The sequence below is a fragment of the Stenotrophomonas sp. YJH_SMC_94-11 genome (assembly GCF_059370435.1).
Window position 1 is genome coordinate 258,898 of the sequence record NZ_JCAFTR010000003.1, and the last position, 14,881, is coordinate 273,778.

At 66.8% G+C, this 14,881-nt stretch carries 13 protein-coding genes and 2 tRNA genes; all 15 read left to right on the forward strand.

What is annotated here, in order from left to right:
* The 15 genes from AC5P74_RS07945 (at nucleotide 1) to AC5P74_RS08015 (ending at nucleotide 14,881) form a co-directional block, all read left to right on the forward strand.
* On the forward strand, nucleotides 1-423 hold the full coding sequence (locus AC5P74_RS07945) for an ExbD/TolR family protein (RefSeq protein WP_005415977.1): 423 nt from the start codon (nucleotides 1-3) through the stop codon (nucleotides 421-423).
* Nucleotides 420-2,168 (forward strand): lipid A export permease/ATP-binding protein MsbA, encoded by a 1,749-nt coding sequence (gene msbA, locus AC5P74_RS07950; RefSeq protein WP_053500520.1) that lies wholly within the window; start codon nucleotides 420-422, stop codon nucleotides 2,166-2,168. Before AC5P74_RS07945 ends, msbA begins: the two co-directional genes overlap by 4 nt.
* The gene (gene lpxK, locus AC5P74_RS07955) at nucleotides 2,168-3,187 is read left to right on the forward strand and encodes a tetraacyldisaccharide 4'-kinase (protein WP_053500518.1); all 1,020 of its coding nucleotides are present in this window, start codon (nucleotides 2,168-2,170) and stop codon (nucleotides 3,185-3,187) included. Before msbA ends, lpxK begins: the two co-directional genes overlap by 1 nt.
* Nucleotides 3,188-3,262: 75 nt before the next feature.
* Nucleotides 3,263-4,036: a 3-deoxy-manno-octulosonate cytidylyltransferase gene (gene kdsB / locus AC5P74_RS07960; RefSeq protein WP_329841722.1), complete on the forward strand. Its 774-nt coding sequence runs from the start codon at nucleotides 3,263-3,265 to the stop codon at nucleotides 4,034-4,036.
* Nucleotides 4,033-4,521, forward strand: a complete 489-nt coding sequence (locus AC5P74_RS07965; protein ID WP_206619726.1) for a low molecular weight protein-tyrosine-phosphatase — start codon at nucleotides 4,033-4,035, stop codon at nucleotides 4,519-4,521. The genes kdsB and AC5P74_RS07965 overlap by 4 nt, the downstream gene beginning before the upstream one ends.
* Nucleotides 4,518-5,930, forward strand: a complete 1,413-nt coding sequence (locus tag AC5P74_RS07970; protein WP_346607602.1) for a hypothetical protein — start codon at nucleotides 4,518-4,520, stop codon at nucleotides 5,928-5,930. The genes AC5P74_RS07965 and AC5P74_RS07970 overlap by 4 nt, the downstream gene beginning before the upstream one ends.
* Nucleotides 5,927-7,771, forward strand: a complete 1,845-nt coding sequence (uvrC, locus tag AC5P74_RS07975; RefSeq protein ID WP_053500510.1) for an excinuclease ABC subunit UvrC — start codon at nucleotides 5,927-5,929, stop codon at nucleotides 7,769-7,771. The genes AC5P74_RS07970 and uvrC overlap by 4 nt, the downstream gene beginning before the upstream one ends.
* A gap of 18 nt (nucleotides 7,772-7,789) precedes the next feature.
* Nucleotides 7,790-8,416 (forward strand): CDP-diacylglycerol--glycerol-3-phosphate 3-phosphatidyltransferase, encoded by a 627-nt coding sequence (gene pgsA, locus AC5P74_RS07980; RefSeq protein WP_021203601.1) that lies wholly within the window; start codon nucleotides 7,790-7,792, stop codon nucleotides 8,414-8,416.
* A 236-nt stretch (nucleotides 8,417-8,652) separates the two neighbouring features.
* Nucleotides 8,653-8,728 (forward strand) — tRNA-Gly (locus AC5P74_RS07985).
* 138 nt (nucleotides 8,729-8,866) lie between these two features.
* Nucleotides 8,867-9,973, forward strand: coding sequence for an NAD(P)/FAD-dependent oxidoreductase (locus AC5P74_RS07990; protein ID WP_329841728.1), 1,107 nt, complete (start codon nucleotides 8,867-8,869; stop codon nucleotides 9,971-9,973).
* Between the two features lie 146 nt (nucleotides 9,974-10,119).
* Nucleotides 10,120-10,446: a helix-turn-helix domain-containing protein gene (locus tag AC5P74_RS07995; protein ID WP_346607601.1), complete on the forward strand. Its 327-nt coding sequence runs from the start codon at nucleotides 10,120-10,122 to the stop codon at nucleotides 10,444-10,446.
* Complete coding sequence (locus AC5P74_RS08000) at nucleotides 10,439-11,743, forward strand: type II toxin-antitoxin system HipA family toxin (protein WP_329841731.1); 1,305 nt, start codon at nucleotides 10,439-10,441, stop codon at nucleotides 11,741-11,743. Before AC5P74_RS07995 ends, AC5P74_RS08000 begins: the two co-directional genes overlap by 8 nt.
* Before the next feature lie 93 nt (nucleotides 11,744-11,836).
* Nucleotides 11,837-11,912: transfer RNA gene (locus tag AC5P74_RS08005), tRNA-Gly, on the forward strand.
* Nucleotides 11,913-12,281: 369 nt separating this feature from the next.
* Nucleotides 12,282-13,745 carry a TolC family protein gene (locus tag AC5P74_RS08010; protein ID WP_206619729.1) on the forward strand — a complete coding sequence of 488 codons (1,464 nt, stop codon included), beginning with the start codon at nucleotides 12,282-12,284 and terminating at the stop codon, nucleotides 13,743-13,745.
* Nucleotides 13,742-14,881 (forward strand): ABC transporter permease, encoded by a 1,140-nt coding sequence (locus AC5P74_RS08015; protein ID WP_346607600.1) that lies wholly within the window; start codon nucleotides 13,742-13,744, stop codon nucleotides 14,879-14,881. The genes AC5P74_RS08010 and AC5P74_RS08015 overlap by 4 nt, the downstream gene beginning before the upstream one ends.

Here is a 14,881-nt window from a genome sequence, read left to right on the forward strand (position 1 = left end):
ATGCGTATCGGCAATGACCGCTCCCAGGATGAGCCGCATATCGATCTGGTTCCGCTGATCGACGTCATCCTGGTGCTGATCATCTTCTTCGTGGTCACCACCACCTTCGATGCGCGCTCGACGCTGCAGGTGCAGCTGCCTACCGCCAGCCAGCAGCCCAACAACGAGCCGCCGCGTTCGCTCAGCGTGCTGATCAACGCCGAAGGCCGCTATTTCATCAATGACCAGGAAGTGCTGCGCAGCGACGTCGAGTCGGTCAAGCAGACCATCGCGTCCGTGGCCGGCAGTGACCGCAGCCAGCCCGTGCTGCTGCGCGCCGACGCACGCACTCCCTACCAGGCCGTGGTGACCGCGCAGGACGCGCTCGGTCAACTCGGTTTCCGTCGTATCGCCATTGCAACTGCGCCAGAGGTGCGTCCATGAGTTCCCATCACGCGCCGGTGTGGCCGATCTACAAACGTCTGCTGGGCTACACCCGCACCTACTGGGTGTTCATGGTGGGCGCGGTCATCGCCATGGTGGTCGAGGCCCTGGCCGGCTACCACTTCACCAAGCTGATGGAGCCGCTGGTCAACGAAGGTTTCGTCGACCCGCAGCCGCGCGCGGCCGTGGTGCTGCCGCTCACCATCCTCGGCCTGTTCCTGATGCGTAGCGTGGCCACCTGGGTCAGTGACTACACGCTGGCCAAGACTGGCCGCAGCGTGGTCCGCGACCTGCGTGAGCAGGTGCTGCAGAAGTACCTGCACCTGCCGTCGTCGCACTTCGATACCGAAGCGACGCCGGTGATGGTCAGCCGCCTGAACTTCGATACCGAGCAGGTCACCCAGGCCAGCGCCGACGCGCTGAAGACCGTGGTGGCCGACACCCTCACCATCATCGCGATGCTGGCGGTGATGCTGCAGATGAGCGTCAAGGTGACCTTGGCAATGCTGCTGGTGGTGCCGCTGATCGGTGGCATCGTGTCCTACGTGGGCAAGCGCTACCGCCGCATCAGCCGCGGCATCCAGGACGGCATGGGCACCATGGCGCAGACTGCCGAGCAGTCGCTGGCCGCGCAGCAGGAAGTGAAGGTGCACGGCACCCAGCAGCATGAGATCTCGCGCTACTCGCGCCTGGCCAACCGCATGCTGGCGCTGAACATGAAGGTCGAGGTCACCCGCGCCGCCGCCTCCAGCGTGGTGCAGTTCCTGGCCGCACTGGCGCTGGCGGTGATCGTCTGGGTATCGACCCGCGAGGCCCTGGCGGGCCGGCTCAATGCCGGCCAGTTCATGGGCCTGATGACCTCGATGATGGCCATCATTCCATCGCTGCGCCGCCTGACCAGCGTACAGACGTCGATTTCGCGCGGTGTCTCTGCTGCCGAGCGCCTGTTCGGCATTCTCGACATGCCAGTGGAGCGCGACCAGGGGCAGCGACACGTGCAGCGCGTGCGGGGCGAACTGGCGTTCGACCACGTCATGCTGCGTTACCGCGAGGACAGCGGCATCGCCCTGGATGACATCAGCTTCGTTGCCAGGCCAGGCACGGTGACGGCCATTGTCGGCCGTTCCGGCAGTGGCAAGACCAGCCTGATCCGGCTGGTGCCACGCTTCTACGAGCCCAGCGGCGGTGTCATCACCCTCGACGGCGTGGCACTGGACGACTACCCGCTGGCCGACCTGCGCCGGCAGGTGGCAATGGTCGGGCAGAAGGTCATGCTGTTCGATGACACCATCGCTGCCAACATCGCCTATGGCATGGAAGCGACCGACGAGCAGATCCGCGCGGCGGCCGAGGCCGCCAACGCGTGGGAGTTCATCGCACGCATGCCGCAGCAGCTGCAGACCCCGGTGGGCGAGAATGGCGCGCTGCTGTCCGGTGGCCAGCGCCAGCGCCTGGCGATTGCCCGCGCGATCCTGCGCGACGCCCCGATCCTGATCCTCGACGAAGCCACTGCGGCGCTGGACAACGAATCCGAGCGCCTGGTGCAGGACGCGCTGCAGCGCCTGATGCCCGAACGCACCACGCTGGTCATCGCGCACCGGCTGTCGACCATCGAGCATGCCGACCAGGTACTGGTCATGGATCATGGCCGCATCGTTGAACGCGGCACGCACAAGGAGCTGCTCGAACTGGGCGGCCTGTACCAGCATCTGCACAGCATGCAGTTCCGCGAAAGGCAGGACTGATGGCCGGCAAGGGCACCCAGACCCCGCCGTACTGGTATGACGGCACCCCGGTTCCGTGGGCGATGCGGCTGCTGGCGCCGCTGTACGCAGGTGTCACCGCACTGCGCCGGCGCGCCTATCGGCGTGGCTGGCGCAAGCGCCACTCGCTGCCGGTGCCGGTCATCGTGGTCGGCAACATCACCGCCGGTGGTACCGGCAAGACGCCGCTGACGATTGCCCTGGTCGAGCGCCTGCGCGCGGCCGGCTGGAAGCCGGGCGTGGCCAGCCGCGGCTATGGTCGCGAAGACGCCGACAAGCCGCTGTGGGTGCAGGCCGATACGCCAACCGCGAAGGGCGGTGACGAACCGGTGCTGATCGCCTGGAAGTCCGGCGTGCCGGTGCGCGTGGACCGTGACCGTGTCGCCGCCGGCAAGGCGCTGATCGAGGCCGGCTGCGATGTGATCGTCTGCGACGACGGTTTGCAGCACTACCGGCTGGCGCGCGACATCGAGATCGAAGTGGTCGATGCCCAGCGTCGCTATGGCAATGGCCGGATGATCCCGGCCGGGCCGTTGCGCGAGCCGGTCAGCCGCGCGAGCGAGTGCGATTTCCGCGTGGTCAACCTCGGCCAGGCCGATGAGGAGACCGCGGCACAGGCCTGTGGCTTCGGCCAGTGGCCAATGTCCCTGCACATCGACAGTGCGCAGCCGCTGGCCGGTGGCCGCGCGCGCCCGCTGGCGTACTTCAAGGGCCAGCGCGTGCACGCGGTGGCCGGCATCGCCCATCCACAGCGCTTCTTCGACATGCTGCGCGCGCGCGGGATCGGCGTGGTGCCGCATGCGTTCGCCGACCACCAGGCCTACCAGCCGCAGGACCTGTCCTTCGGCAGCCAGTTGCCGGTACTGATGACCGAAAAGGATGCGGTGAAATGCCGGGCGTTCGGCAACGACTGGCACTACGCGGTTCCGCTGCGCGCCGAGTTGCCCGCCGCGTTCTGGGTGGCGTTGACCGATCGCCTGGACAAGCTGCGACCGAACTGAGTGGCGCGGCGGCGCTTGCATTCACGCGCCGCTGGCCGCATTCCCGTTGTAACGAGCCTGCCGAGAACCGCCCGCATGACCGAATTCGTCGTCGCCATTCCGGCCCGCTTTGCCGCCTCGCGGCTGCCGGGCAAGCCGCTGCGCCCGCTGGGCGGTGAGCCGCTGGTGCTGCATGTGGCGCGCCGCGCGCTGCAGGCCGGTGCCCGCGAGGTCTGGGTGGCGACCGACGACCAACGCATTTCCGATGCGCTGTCCGGGTTGGCCGAGGTGAAGGTGGCGATGACCGCGACCACGCATGCCTCGGGCACCGATCGCCTGGCCGAGTGCGCACGCATTGCCGGCTGGGCCGATGACACGGTGGTGGTCAACCTGCAGGGCGACGAACCGTTCGCGCCGGCGACCGGCATCCGCGCGGTGGCCGATGCGCTGGTCGCTGGCACTGCGCCGATGTCGACTCTCGCCACGACCGTCGAGGACGCGCACACCCTGTTCGACCCGAACGTCGTGAAGCTGGTGCGCAACGTGCGCAACGAGGCGATGTACTTCAGCCGCGCGCCGATCGCCTGGCACCGCGACGGCTTCGCACGCAGCCGCGACACGCTGCCGGACGGCCATCACTGGCTGCGCCACATCGGCATCTATGGCTATCGCGCCGACTTCCTGCAGCAGTTCGCGGCGATGCCGCCTGGCCAGCTGGAGCAGGTCGAATCGCTGGAGCAGCTGCGCGTGCTGGAAGCGGGCTACCCGATCAGCGTGGCGATCTCGCCCGAGCCGTTCCCGCCGGGCATCGATACGCCCGAGGACCTGGAGCGCGCCGAGGGGCTGCTGCAGGCGATGGCCGCGCGATGAGGCTGCTGGTCGTCTGCCTCGGCAACATCTGCCGTTCGCCGATGGCCGAAGGCGCGCTGCGCGCACACCTGGATGCCGCGCCGCTGGCCGGGCGGGTGCAGGTCGATTCGGCCGGCACGGGCGACTGGCACGTGGGCGAGCCGCCGGACCGCCGCGCGATCGCCTGCGCGGCCGGGCACGGCGTTGACATCGGCGGCCTGCGCGCACGCCAGCTGCAGGCCGTGGATTTCGAACGTTTCGACTGGATCCTGTGTGCCGACGAGGCCAACCTGCGTGATGCCGGGCGCCTGGCGACGGCGGCCCAGCGTGAACGGCTGGCGTTGTATCTGCCCTGGTCCGGCGGGCAGGGGCGGGTAGCCATCCCTGATCCCTACACCGGCGGCAGCGATCATTTCGAACAGGTCTGGTCGCTGGTCGACGATGCTGCAAAACGTGCGGTGGCACGACTGTTGCATGACGCCGACTCCGGCATAATCAGGTCATGAACGTCCAGCCCGTCCCGGACCTGCCCGAATTCGCCACCTGGCTCAATGCCACCCCTTGCACCCTGACCGAACTGCGCGGCCGGCCGGTCGCGCTGCTGTTCGTCAATGCGGCCTCCGCCTGGAGTGCGCAACGCCTGGCCGAGTTCGGCCAATGGCTGTTGCGCCACCCGGGCAAGCTGCAGCCGCTGGTGCTGCAGGTGCCGCGTTTTGATTTCGAACGCGATGCCACGGCCGCACTGAAGCTGCTGCGCCGTCAGGGCCTGACCATGCCCGTGCTGCTCGATGCCGACTGGGATGGCTGGCGCCGCTTCGGCGTCACCGCCTGGCCGACCATGGTGCTGCTGGACGCGCAGGGCCGCGAACAGCAACGGCTGGTCGGGCAGGGCGCGCCCGGTGAACTGGAGCGCGCCTTGAACGCGCTGTGCCAGGGCGCACCTTCGGCGCCGCCGCGTGGCGGCAGCGAACTGCATCCGGAACCGCGCCAGGCCCTGCGCTTCCCGCAGGGGCTGGCGGTCAGCACCGAACGTCTGTACATCGCCGACAGCGGTCATCACCGCATTCTCGAATGCAGCCATGGCGGCCGCATCCTTCGTCAGTTCGGCCTCGGCACCGCCGATTTCATGGATGGCAATCTCGCCGAAGCGGCGTTCCACCGCCCGCAGGCGCTGGTGCTGGAGCGCGATTCGCTGTACGTCGCCGATACCGGCAACCATGCCGTGCGCCGCATCAATCTGCTGACCGGCATCGTCGACACGCTGTGCGGCAACGGGCGACCCGGCGCGCCGGTGGAGGGCCCGGTGGCGCAGGCGCGGCAGGTCTCGCTGGACCATCCGGTTGGCCTGGCCATCGCCGACAACCAGCTGCACATCGCAATGGCCGGCGACAACCGCATCTGGAGCTACCACCTGGGCCAGCGCAGCCTGCAATGGCGCGCCGGCAGTGGTTCCATCGACGAGCGTGATGGCAGTGGCCATCTGGCTGCCTTCGCGCAACCGACCGCGCTGGCCGTGGTGCAGCAGGTGCTGTACGTCGCCGATGCGTTGGGATCCTCGATCCGTGCACTGCAACTGCGTGGTGACCTGGTGCAGACACTGGTCGGGCAGGGGCCGTGGCGCTTCGGCAGTGAAGACGGCCCGCGCGCGCAGGCCAGCCTGCAGTTCCCGCAGGCGATCGCACTGGGCGCGGACGCCCCGCTGCTGTGGATCGCCGACACCGGCAACGGTCGCCTGCGCACGCTGCGCCTGGGCGGCGGTGAACTGACCACCCAGCCGCTGCCGCGCCGCCTGCACGGCCCGGCTGGCCTGGCCGTGGGCGCAGGTGCGGTGTGGATCGCCGAGACCGACGCCCATGCCGTGCTGCGATTCGACCCCGACAGCGGCGTGCTCAGCGAAGTCCCGATCAGCGAATGACCGACGTTCCCGCCCCGGCCTTCGACGGCAAGGCCTTCGCGGCCCAGCTCAGCACCGCCCCCGGCGTGTACCGCATGTACGCGGCCGACGACACCCTGCTGTACGTGGGCAAGGCGCGCGCGCTGCGCAACCGCGTCGGCAGCTATTTCAACGGCAGCCCGAAGAACGCGCGGATCATGTCGATGATCTCGCAGATCACGCGCATGGACGTGACCGTGACGCGCTCGGAAGCCGAGGCGTTGCTGCTGGAGAATCAGCTGATCAAGTCGCTGTCGCCGCGCTACAACGTCTCGCTGCGCGACGACAAGACCTACCCGCATGTGCTGCTGACCCGCGAGGACTGGCCGCGCATCGCCCTGCATCGTGGCCCGCGCGCCATTCCCGGCCGCTATTTCGGGCCGTATCCGGGCGTGACCGCAGTGCGCGAAACGCTGAACCTGATGCACAAGCTGTTCAAGCTGCGCAGTTGCGAGGACAGCGTGTTCCGCAACCGCTCGCGGCCGTGCCTGCAATACCAGATCGGCCGCTGCAGCGCGCCCTGCGTGGAGCTGGTGCCGGCCGCGGACTACGCCGAATCGGTGCGCCGTGCTGCGCTGTTCCTGGAAGGCAAGAGCGACGAGCTGACCCGCGAGCTGGGCGAGCAGATGCAGGCCGCCAGCGAGGCCCTGGAGTTCGAGCAGGCCGCGCGCCTGCGCGACCTGATCTCCTCGCTGCGCAGCATGCAGACGCGCCAGTACGTGGACGGCCGCGCCGCCGACCTGGACGTGCTGGCGGTGGCCATGCAGGGTTCGCAGGCCTGCGTGCTGCTGCTGGCCTTCCGCGATGGCCGCAACCTCGGCACCCGCCCGTTCTTCCCGCGCACCAATGGCGAGGAGAGTCCGGAGGAAGTGCTGGCCGCGTTCGTCTCGCAGTACTACATCGAATTCGAGCCGCCGCGCGAGATCCTGCTGGATCGCGAGATTCCCGATGCCGACCTGCTGGTTGCGGCGCTGTCGGCCTCGGCCGAGCGCAAGGTGCAGCTGAAGTGGAACGTGCGCGGCGAGCGCGCCGGCTATGTGGAGCTGGCCAGCCGCAACGCGCAGCTGACCCTGGCCACTGAACTCAACAGCCGCAATGCGCAGCATGCGCGCAGCGATGCACTGCGCGAGATGCTGGGCCTGGCCGAGCCGGTCAAGCGGGTCGAGTGCTTCGATATCAGCCATACGCTGGGCGAGGCCACTGTGGCCTCGTGCGTGGTGTTCGACGCCGCCGGTCCGGTACGCGCGCAGTACCGCCGCTTCAACATCAGCGGCATCGAGCCGGGCGACGACTACGCCGCGATGCGCCAGGCCATCGATCGGCGCTTCCGCCGTGCGGTGGAAGAGCAGGGCGTGCTGCCGGACGTACTGCTGATCGACGGTGGTGCCGGTCAGCTGGCGCAGGCGCAGGCCGCGCTGGCCGACCTGGGCGTGGAAGGCGTGCTGCTGGTGGGCGTGGCCAAAGGCGTGGAGCGCCGCGCCGGCCACGAAGCGCTGGTGATGCCCGATGGCCGCGAGCTGCGCCCGGGCGCGGCCAACCCGGCGCTGCAGTTCATCCAGCAGGTGCGCGACGAGGCGCATCGCTTTGCCATCACCGGCCACAGGGGGCGCCGCCAGAAGGCGCGGATGACCAGCAAGCTGGAGGATATCCCCGGCATCGGGCCGCGCCGCCGCGCCAGCCTGCTCAAGCATTTCGGCGGTCTTGTGGGCCTGAAAGCCGCTGGCGAAGCGGAAATCGCCAAGGTGGAAGGCATCAATGACGCCCTCGCGGCACGTATCTACGCTAACCTGCACGGGTTGGCCACGCCTGATGCGGCCGAGTAGAGAGAGAAGCACGCAAGCATGAAGTTGACCCTGCCCACCTGGCTGACGTTGTTGCGGATCGTGATGATCCCGGTGCTGGTGCTGGTGTTCTACCTGCCCTACACCTGGACCAACTTCGCTTCGGCGGCGATCTTCGGCCTGGCCGCGATCACCGACTGGCTCGACGGCTGGATCGCACGCCGTTACCAGCTGGAGTCGGCCTTCGGCGCGTTCCTCGACCCGGTTGCGGACAAGCTGATGGTGGCAGTAGCGCTGTTCCTGATCGTGCAGGGCCATCCGACGCCGTGGATGGCATTCTGGGCGGCGGTGATCGTCGGCCGCGAGATCGCGGTATCGGCGCTGCGAGAGTGGATGGCCGAGCTGGGCCAGCGCGCCAAGGTGCGCGTGGCGATGATCGGCAAGATCAAGACCACCGCGCAGATGGTCGCGCTGCTGTGCCTGCTGTATTCGGTGGCGCCGAACGTGCCGGTGGAAGACATCTGGATGGGCTGGCCGGTGTTCCACATCGGCGACTGGACCCTGGCGATTGCCGCGGTGCTGACCCTGTGGTCGGGCCTGCAGTACCTGCACGCCGCCTGGCCGAGCCTGCGCGAAGACGAGCGCGCCGCACGCGAGCGCTCGCGGCAGAAGAAGCTGGGCAACTGAGCCCCGGGGTCGGATCCCTTTCCGCAGGAAAGGGCTCTGACCCCACGGTTGCTGCCATCCACGCATGGCGTGGATCTACTGGAAATGCTGCATCCACGGATGATGCGGATCCAACGGTGTGCGGGGATGCTGTAGTAGATCCACGCCATGCGTGGATACGCGGTGCAAGGCGCCTCGCAGGCCCCGAAAAAACCGCTTGACGCCATTCCCAGAATAGGTAGAATTTCGCCTCCCAAGCGGGAATAGCTCAGTTGGTAGAGCGCAACCTTGCCAAGGTTGAGGTCGCGAGTTCGAGTCTCGTTTCCCGCTCCAGATTCAAGAAAAACGCTCCCGCAAGGGGGCGTTTTTCGTTTGCGTAGAGCCTGCTTCATCCCCACTTCACCGCCACTCCTTGGCCTCGCCACGCGCCAGTTGGAAGCTGCATCTGTGTTCCTCCAGAACGATGCAGCCATGCCCCAAACTCCTTCCGCCTACGACCATGATGTGGTCATCGTCGGCGCCAGTTTTGCCGGTGCCGCCTGCGCACTGGCTGCTGCCCAGTACGGCCTGCGCGTCTGCGTGCTGGAACGCAAGGCTGACCCCGGCGAGCGCCTGCACACCACCGGCATCGTGGTGAAAGAGGCGATGGAGCAGACCTGGCTGGGGCGCATGCCCGAGCACCTCGTGAAGCGCGTTGCCAACGTGCGTCTGTATGCGCCGAACCTGCGCAGCGTGTTGCTGGCCGCGCCGGGCTATTACTTCCTCACCACCGATACGCCGAACCTGATGCGCTGGCTGGCCAGCGAACTGCGCGCGAACGGTGTCGACCTGCGCCTGCAGCAGTCCTTCACCGACGCCCGTCGCTGCGGTGACAGCTGGCAGGTCGAAGGGACAGGGCGCAGCGCCTATCTGGTCGGCGCAGATGGCGCACGCTCACGCGTTGCCCAGCGCACCGGGCTTGGCCAGGTGCGTGACAACCTCTACGGCGTCGAGCGTGAGTTCGCCGGCCTGCAGGTGGCACAGGGCGACGCGTTGCATTGCTTCGTCAGCAAGCGCTTTGCACCGGGCTACATCGGCTGGGTCGCGCAGAATCCGACCGGCCTGCAGGTCGGGCTGGCCCTGCGTCATGATCCGCGACAGGCGCGGCCGCCGGATATTGATGGTTTCCTTGAGCATGTGCGCGATGTGGTCGGCATCCCGCCATTTGCGCGTCCCTCGGCCACCCGCGCTGGCCTGGTGCCCTGCGGCCGACCGGATGGGCCGATCACCGGCCAACGCGTGATCCTGACCGGCGACGCGGCGGGCATCGTCTCGCCGCTGTCCGCCGGGGGCATTCACTCCTCGTGGCGGCACGGCTGGGCGGTCGGCGAGGCGATGGCCCGCCATCTGCGTGGGCAAGGGCCGGAAGCGGAACGGGTGGCGCGGCAGGTGGCGCCGGCGTTCCATGGCAAGCGCCTGCTGCGCTGGGCGATGGATCATCTGCAGGTCGACTGGCCGCTTAACGCGCTGCTGCACACGGCGGCCACGCGGCGCATTGCCGAGCAGGTCTACTTCCACCGCCGTGGCCTGCGCACGTGACGCGCGCTTTACCAATGTAATTCCAGAATTCTGTATTTATATAACTGAATGAGCAAATAAAGCACAAAATCCGGGAGTTAAATCAATTGAATGGAGTTGGGGTTAATTCTATAATTTGGGGTGCTAAATGGCATAGATAGAGGATCATGCACGCTATGTTGGATTTAAGCTTCAGCAAGCCCAGCGAGGTCGTCAAGCGACTCTGCGGGCGCTTGCGCACAGAACGCATGGCGTTGGGCATGACACAGTCGGATCTGGCCGGGCGTGCCGGCATTGGTACCAACACCGTGTCCAACCTGGAGGCCGGGCGCAATGTTGGCTTCGAGGCGGTGGTCCGCGTGGCGATGGTCCTTGGTCGGATCAACGAGCTCGAAGGCCTGTTCCGGCCAAAGCTGGACAGCATCGAAGACATTCGGCGCTACGAAGAGGCTGCGAACCGCCTCCGGACGAAGAGGAAGCCCCGTAATGCCTGAACAGGTGAAAGTCTTCTACGAAGGGTGGGGAGAGCGATGGCACTGGGGAACGCTGATCTCCAGCCTCGCCCTGACCGGCCGCCCGCTGATCGCGTTCGAGTACAGCAACGAGGCCCGGCGAAGGGGGCTGGAACTGTCTTCGTACAAGCTGCCGCTGGCCGGCCCTCCGTTGCGGCGGGATTTGCCGGACCATCAACTGCAACTGCCCGGACCTGTGTATGACGCGTTGCCAGACGGCTGGGGCATGCTGCTGATGGACCGCATGTTCAGGCGCCGCGGAATCAACGCAGCGCGCATTGGCCCGCTCCAGCGGCTGGCCTATATCGGTGGCAACGCGATGGGGGCCATGACGTTTGAGCCCGTGGCGCCCGAAGGTGAGGCGCCGCAGGTCCATATACCGCTGGAGCAGCTTTCCGCGGAAGTGCAGGAGGTGCTCCACGGAGAGGGAGGTGAATTCCTGCAGACCTTGCTGCTGGTGGGTGGTTCGCCCCAAGGTGCAAGGCCCAAGGCCCTGGTCTATCGCGATCCGCGATCGGGCGCGTTCACCACGGCTGTCACGCCCGGCTTCGAAGCCTGGTTGATCAAGTTCCCGGCCAGAGAAGAGCATGCCGAGGTGTGCGCCATCGAAATGGTCTACGCCGAGTGCCTGCGCAGGTGTGGCATCGAGACCCCGGACACGCAGTACTTCAGCCTGCCCAACGGGCTGGCCGCGTTCGCCAGCAAGCGCTTTGATCGCCACGATGGGTTGCGTGTGCCGATGCAGAGTCTTGCTGCATTCACGGGCGCCAACTACCAGACGGCGGGGTCGTTGGACTATGTCAACTTCCTGCGCGCGACCCGGTTGTGCACCAATGACGTGCGGCAAATGGCCGTGGCCTTCGAACGTGCGGTCTTCAACGTTGCGTTCAACAACCGGGACGATCATCCGAAAAACTTTGCCTACATCATGTCGCCGGATGGGCAATGGCGCTTGGCTCCGGCCTACGACGTGACCTTCTGCGAAGGACCCAACGGATATCACCAGATGGACGTCATGGGGGAGGCACTGGAGATTTCCCGTGCTGACCTGCTTCGCCTTGCCGAAGAGGCAGAAGTGCAGCACGGGGACGCCAGTCTGGCGATTGGCCGCATTTGCGACGTGGCCAGCCAGTTCACGGAAATCGCCAACAGCATGTACTCAAACGTTATTGCTCAAGACACCTTGATCATGATCCAGGGGCGCATCAACGAGAACGTAGCTCTGTTGCGGGAAGTCCGGCGTGGCCTGCGGACCCGAGGGCCAAGTCCAAGGGCCTGAACGCCGCCCCACAATGCGGCCGAAAATTCCTGTTGACGCCGTGCAGCAATATCGACACAATAGCGCTCCTTCGACGCAGGTCGAACGAAATCTGCGGGAATAGCTCAGTTGGTAGAGCGCAACCTTGCCAAGGTTGAGGTCGCGAGTTCGAGTCTCGTTTCCCGCTCCAGATTCATGAAGAACGCTCCCGAAAGGGGGCGTTTTTCATTTGTCATGATGTTGGCGGCAGGGGCCGCTACAGTCGCGCCACGGCATCTTCATAGCGGGCGTGATATCACTCGCCCGGCGTGACGAATCCGAGGTCAGTGTCGCAATCGGAATGGCGGGACGCATCGGTCGTGGGGACGACCGCAGACGAGGGAAGCGGAGAGCGCGTCAACAAGACGCAATGGCCTGGATGTTGCACCAGCGTTCCGCGCGTCGCATGCACTGAAAGGCTGGCGAAAGGCCAACACCATCGTTGCCTGAACCGCACGCGTGTTGTGACCGTTTTCGGACCAATTCTCCATGTTCGCTCCACAATCGCACGGTAGCCTTCATGCTCCTTCTACACGTTGGCGGGCTGGTGGTCAGGCGTATCACTCCAGTGGCAGTGCCCAGGACCGGGCGCGGACTCTCCCTGCAGGCATTGCTGCGCCCGGGCGCACTGCTGACCAGCCTGGCGCTGGCAGGTTGCATGTCGGTGCCGGCTCCGGACCTGCCTGATCGCACCCCCAGCACCTGGACCCAGGTGCCGCAGGGCCAGGGCGTGGCGGTGGATGCCAGGCAGTGGTGGAAGGTGCTGGCCGACCCGGCGCTGGACGGCCTGGTCGATCAAGCCATCGCCGGCAACCTTGATCTGCAGCAGGCCACGTTGCGCCTGCAGGCAGTGCGGATCGTCGCCGGCACCTCGGATTCGCGCTTCCTGCCGGAGATCTCGGCCAGCGCCAAGCAGGTACAGGACGCCGCCGCGGTCGACACCTATTTCCATGCAGGCATCGAAGCGATCTGGGACCTGGGCCTGTTCGGCGCCGCCGAGAGTGCCCATCTCAGCGCGCAGGCCTCGGCCGGCAATGCCGAGGCGTTGCGCAATGCCGCACAAGTGGCGGTGATTGCCGACGTGGTGCGCAGCTATCTGGACCTGACCGTAGCGCAGGCCCAGCAGGATCTGCTGGTCAGACAGCAGGCCGTGGATGATCGAGGCGAACAACTGGCACGGGTTCGCCTGCGCCTGCGCCTGGATGAGCCGGGCGAGCTGGAACGCCTGCGCGCGCGCCAGGCGGCGACCCGGGCAGCGACGGCGCAGGCCCGCGAAAATGCGGACAACGCGGCCCGCGCGCTGGCGCTGCTGCTGGGGCGTGACGGGCCGGATCCCGCCTGGCGCGCGTACCGCGCGCCGCCGAAGCTCGGTGCATTCTCGCTGCAGCAGGTCCCTGCGGATCTGCTGCGCCACCGCCCGCAGATCCTGCTGGCCGAATCAGAGGTGATGCAGGCAGCGGCCAGCAAGGGTTCGGCGCGCGCAGCGATGTATCCACGGGTCAGCCTTGGCGGCTCCATCCTGTACGCGTACAACCTCACCCAGAACGCCCGCTCCAATTCCGATTCGAGCCCGTCGATCGGCCCGTACATCGATATTCCGCTATGGGACTGGGGCCAGCGTCGCGCGCGCTTCCATGCCAATGAAAAGCAGCTGGATGCCGCCTTGCTGGGATACCGCAAGGCGGTGCTGGAAGGCGTGAGCGAAGTGGAAGGCGCGCTGGGCAGCCTGGCGCGGCAGGACAGCAGCATCCAGTCGTTGCGCGCGGCCAACGACGCCGCCGGGCAGCAGGTCAAGCGCCAGGCGCGGCAGGTGCAGCTGGGTCTGTCCAGCGAGTTCGATGGACTCGACACGCAACGCGCCGCACTCGCCTCGCAGGCTGATCTGATCGCTGCGCAGGGTGCGCGCGTTCTGGCCTTTGCATCGCTGTACCGCGCCCTCGGCGGTGCCCCGCTGCCTGCCGAGGGTGAGGGCGAACCACAATGATCGCACTCGCCCGCAAGACCCTGGCCTATGAGTGGCGCCGGTTCCTGCCGGTGGTGCTGGCGATGTGTTTCGCCGGTGTGCTGTTGATCGTGCAGGCCGCACTGGTGCTGGGCATCTTCGGTACCGCTGCGATCTATGTGAAAGCGTCCTCGGCTGATATCTGGGCTGGTTTCCCCGGCACCCAGAGTGTCAATTACGGCCATGCAATCAGCGCGGATGTGGAAAGCCATCTGCGCATGGACCCGGATGTCACCCGCGTCGAGCCCTACGAGTGGGTCGATGGCGAATGGCGATCCGGCGCGCAGGGCACCGGCAATGTGTCGGTGTACCTGTCCGGTATCTCCACCCGGGACGATGCGATGATGTTCGCGCGCATCCTCCCTGCCAACCTGCGCGCGCAGCTGCGCGAGCCGGGTGCGGTGATCGTCGACAGCGCCGATCTGGATACGCTGGGCGTGGACCTTCAGAGCAACCGTGCCTGGATCAATGGCAAGGCGGTGCGCGTGGTCGCTGCACAACCGGGCCTGCGGGGCCTTGGCGGTGTCAATGTACTGGCCTCGCTGGACACCGCGCGTGCCATCGCCGGCACCGACCCACACGAGGGAAGCACCTATTTCGTGGCGGGCCTGCGCTCGCCGCAACTGGCCGACCGCGTGCGTGACCGCCTGGCCGCGTCGATGGGCCAGGCCACACCGGTCGAGTTCTGGACCGCGCCGGCGTTCGCCAGCCGTTCGCAGCAGTATTGGCTGTTCGATACCGGCGCAGGTATCGCCGTGTTGTTCATGGCCGTCATCGTCTGCTTCGTCGGTGCGGTGATCACCAACCAGTCGTTCGCCTCGGTGGTGGCCGGCTCGGTACGCGAGTACGCCACGCTCAATGCACTCGGTGCAGGCCGCTATGCGCTGGCACGGGTGGTGTTCGAGCAGGCATTGCTGATTGGTGGCGTGGGCATGCTGCTGGCGGCGGCGTTCAGCACCGTGGTGCTGCTGATCGCGCAGACCCAGCGCGTACCGGTGCAGCTGACGCCGATGGTGATCCTCGGCTGCGTGGCGCTGGTGGCGGTGATGGCCATGCTCTCCAGCATCATGGCGGTGCGCAGTGTCGTCCGCTCCGATCCATCGTTGCTGCTGCGTTGA

Excerpts from the sequence above, each read along its gene's own strand:
- AC5P74_RS07945 (WP_005415977.1), top strand. The coding sequence starts at position 1 with ATGCGTATCGGCAATGACCGCTCCCAGGATGAGCCGCATATCGATCTG.
- msbA (WP_053500520.1), top strand. The coding sequence starts at position 420 with ATGAGTTCCCATCACGCGCCGGTGTGGCCGATCTACAAACGTCTGCTG.
- lpxK (WP_053500518.1), top strand. The coding sequence starts at position 2,168 with ATGGCCGGCAAGGGCACCCAGACCCCGCCGTACTGGTATGACGGCACC.
- kdsB (WP_329841722.1), top strand. The coding sequence starts at position 3,263 with ATGACCGAATTCGTCGTCGCCATTCCGGCCCGCTTTGCCGCCTCGCGG.
- AC5P74_RS07965 (WP_206619726.1), top strand. The coding sequence starts at position 4,033 with ATGAGGCTGCTGGTCGTCTGCCTCGGCAACATCTGCCGTTCGCCGATG.
- AC5P74_RS07970 (WP_346607602.1), top strand. The coding sequence starts at position 4,518 with ATGAACGTCCAGCCCGTCCCGGACCTGCCCGAATTCGCCACCTGGCTC.
- uvrC (WP_053500510.1), top strand. The coding sequence starts at position 5,927 with ATGACCGACGTTCCCGCCCCGGCCTTCGACGGCAAGGCCTTCGCGGCC.
- pgsA (WP_021203601.1), top strand. The coding sequence starts at position 7,790 with ATGAAGTTGACCCTGCCCACCTGGCTGACGTTGTTGCGGATCGTGATG.
- AC5P74_RS07990 (WP_329841728.1), top strand. The coding sequence starts at position 8,867 with ATGCCCCAAACTCCTTCCGCCTACGACCATGATGTGGTCATCGTCGGC.
- AC5P74_RS07995 (WP_346607601.1), top strand. The coding sequence starts at position 10,120 with ATGCACGCTATGTTGGATTTAAGCTTCAGCAAGCCCAGCGAGGTCGTC.
- AC5P74_RS08000 (WP_329841731.1), top strand. The coding sequence starts at position 10,439 with ATGCCTGAACAGGTGAAAGTCTTCTACGAAGGGTGGGGAGAGCGATGG.
- AC5P74_RS08010 (WP_206619729.1), top strand. The coding sequence starts at position 12,282 with ATGCTCCTTCTACACGTTGGCGGGCTGGTGGTCAGGCGTATCACTCCA.
- AC5P74_RS08015 (WP_346607600.1), top strand. The coding sequence starts at position 13,742 with ATGATCGCACTCGCCCGCAAGACCCTGGCCTATGAGTGGCGCCGGTTC.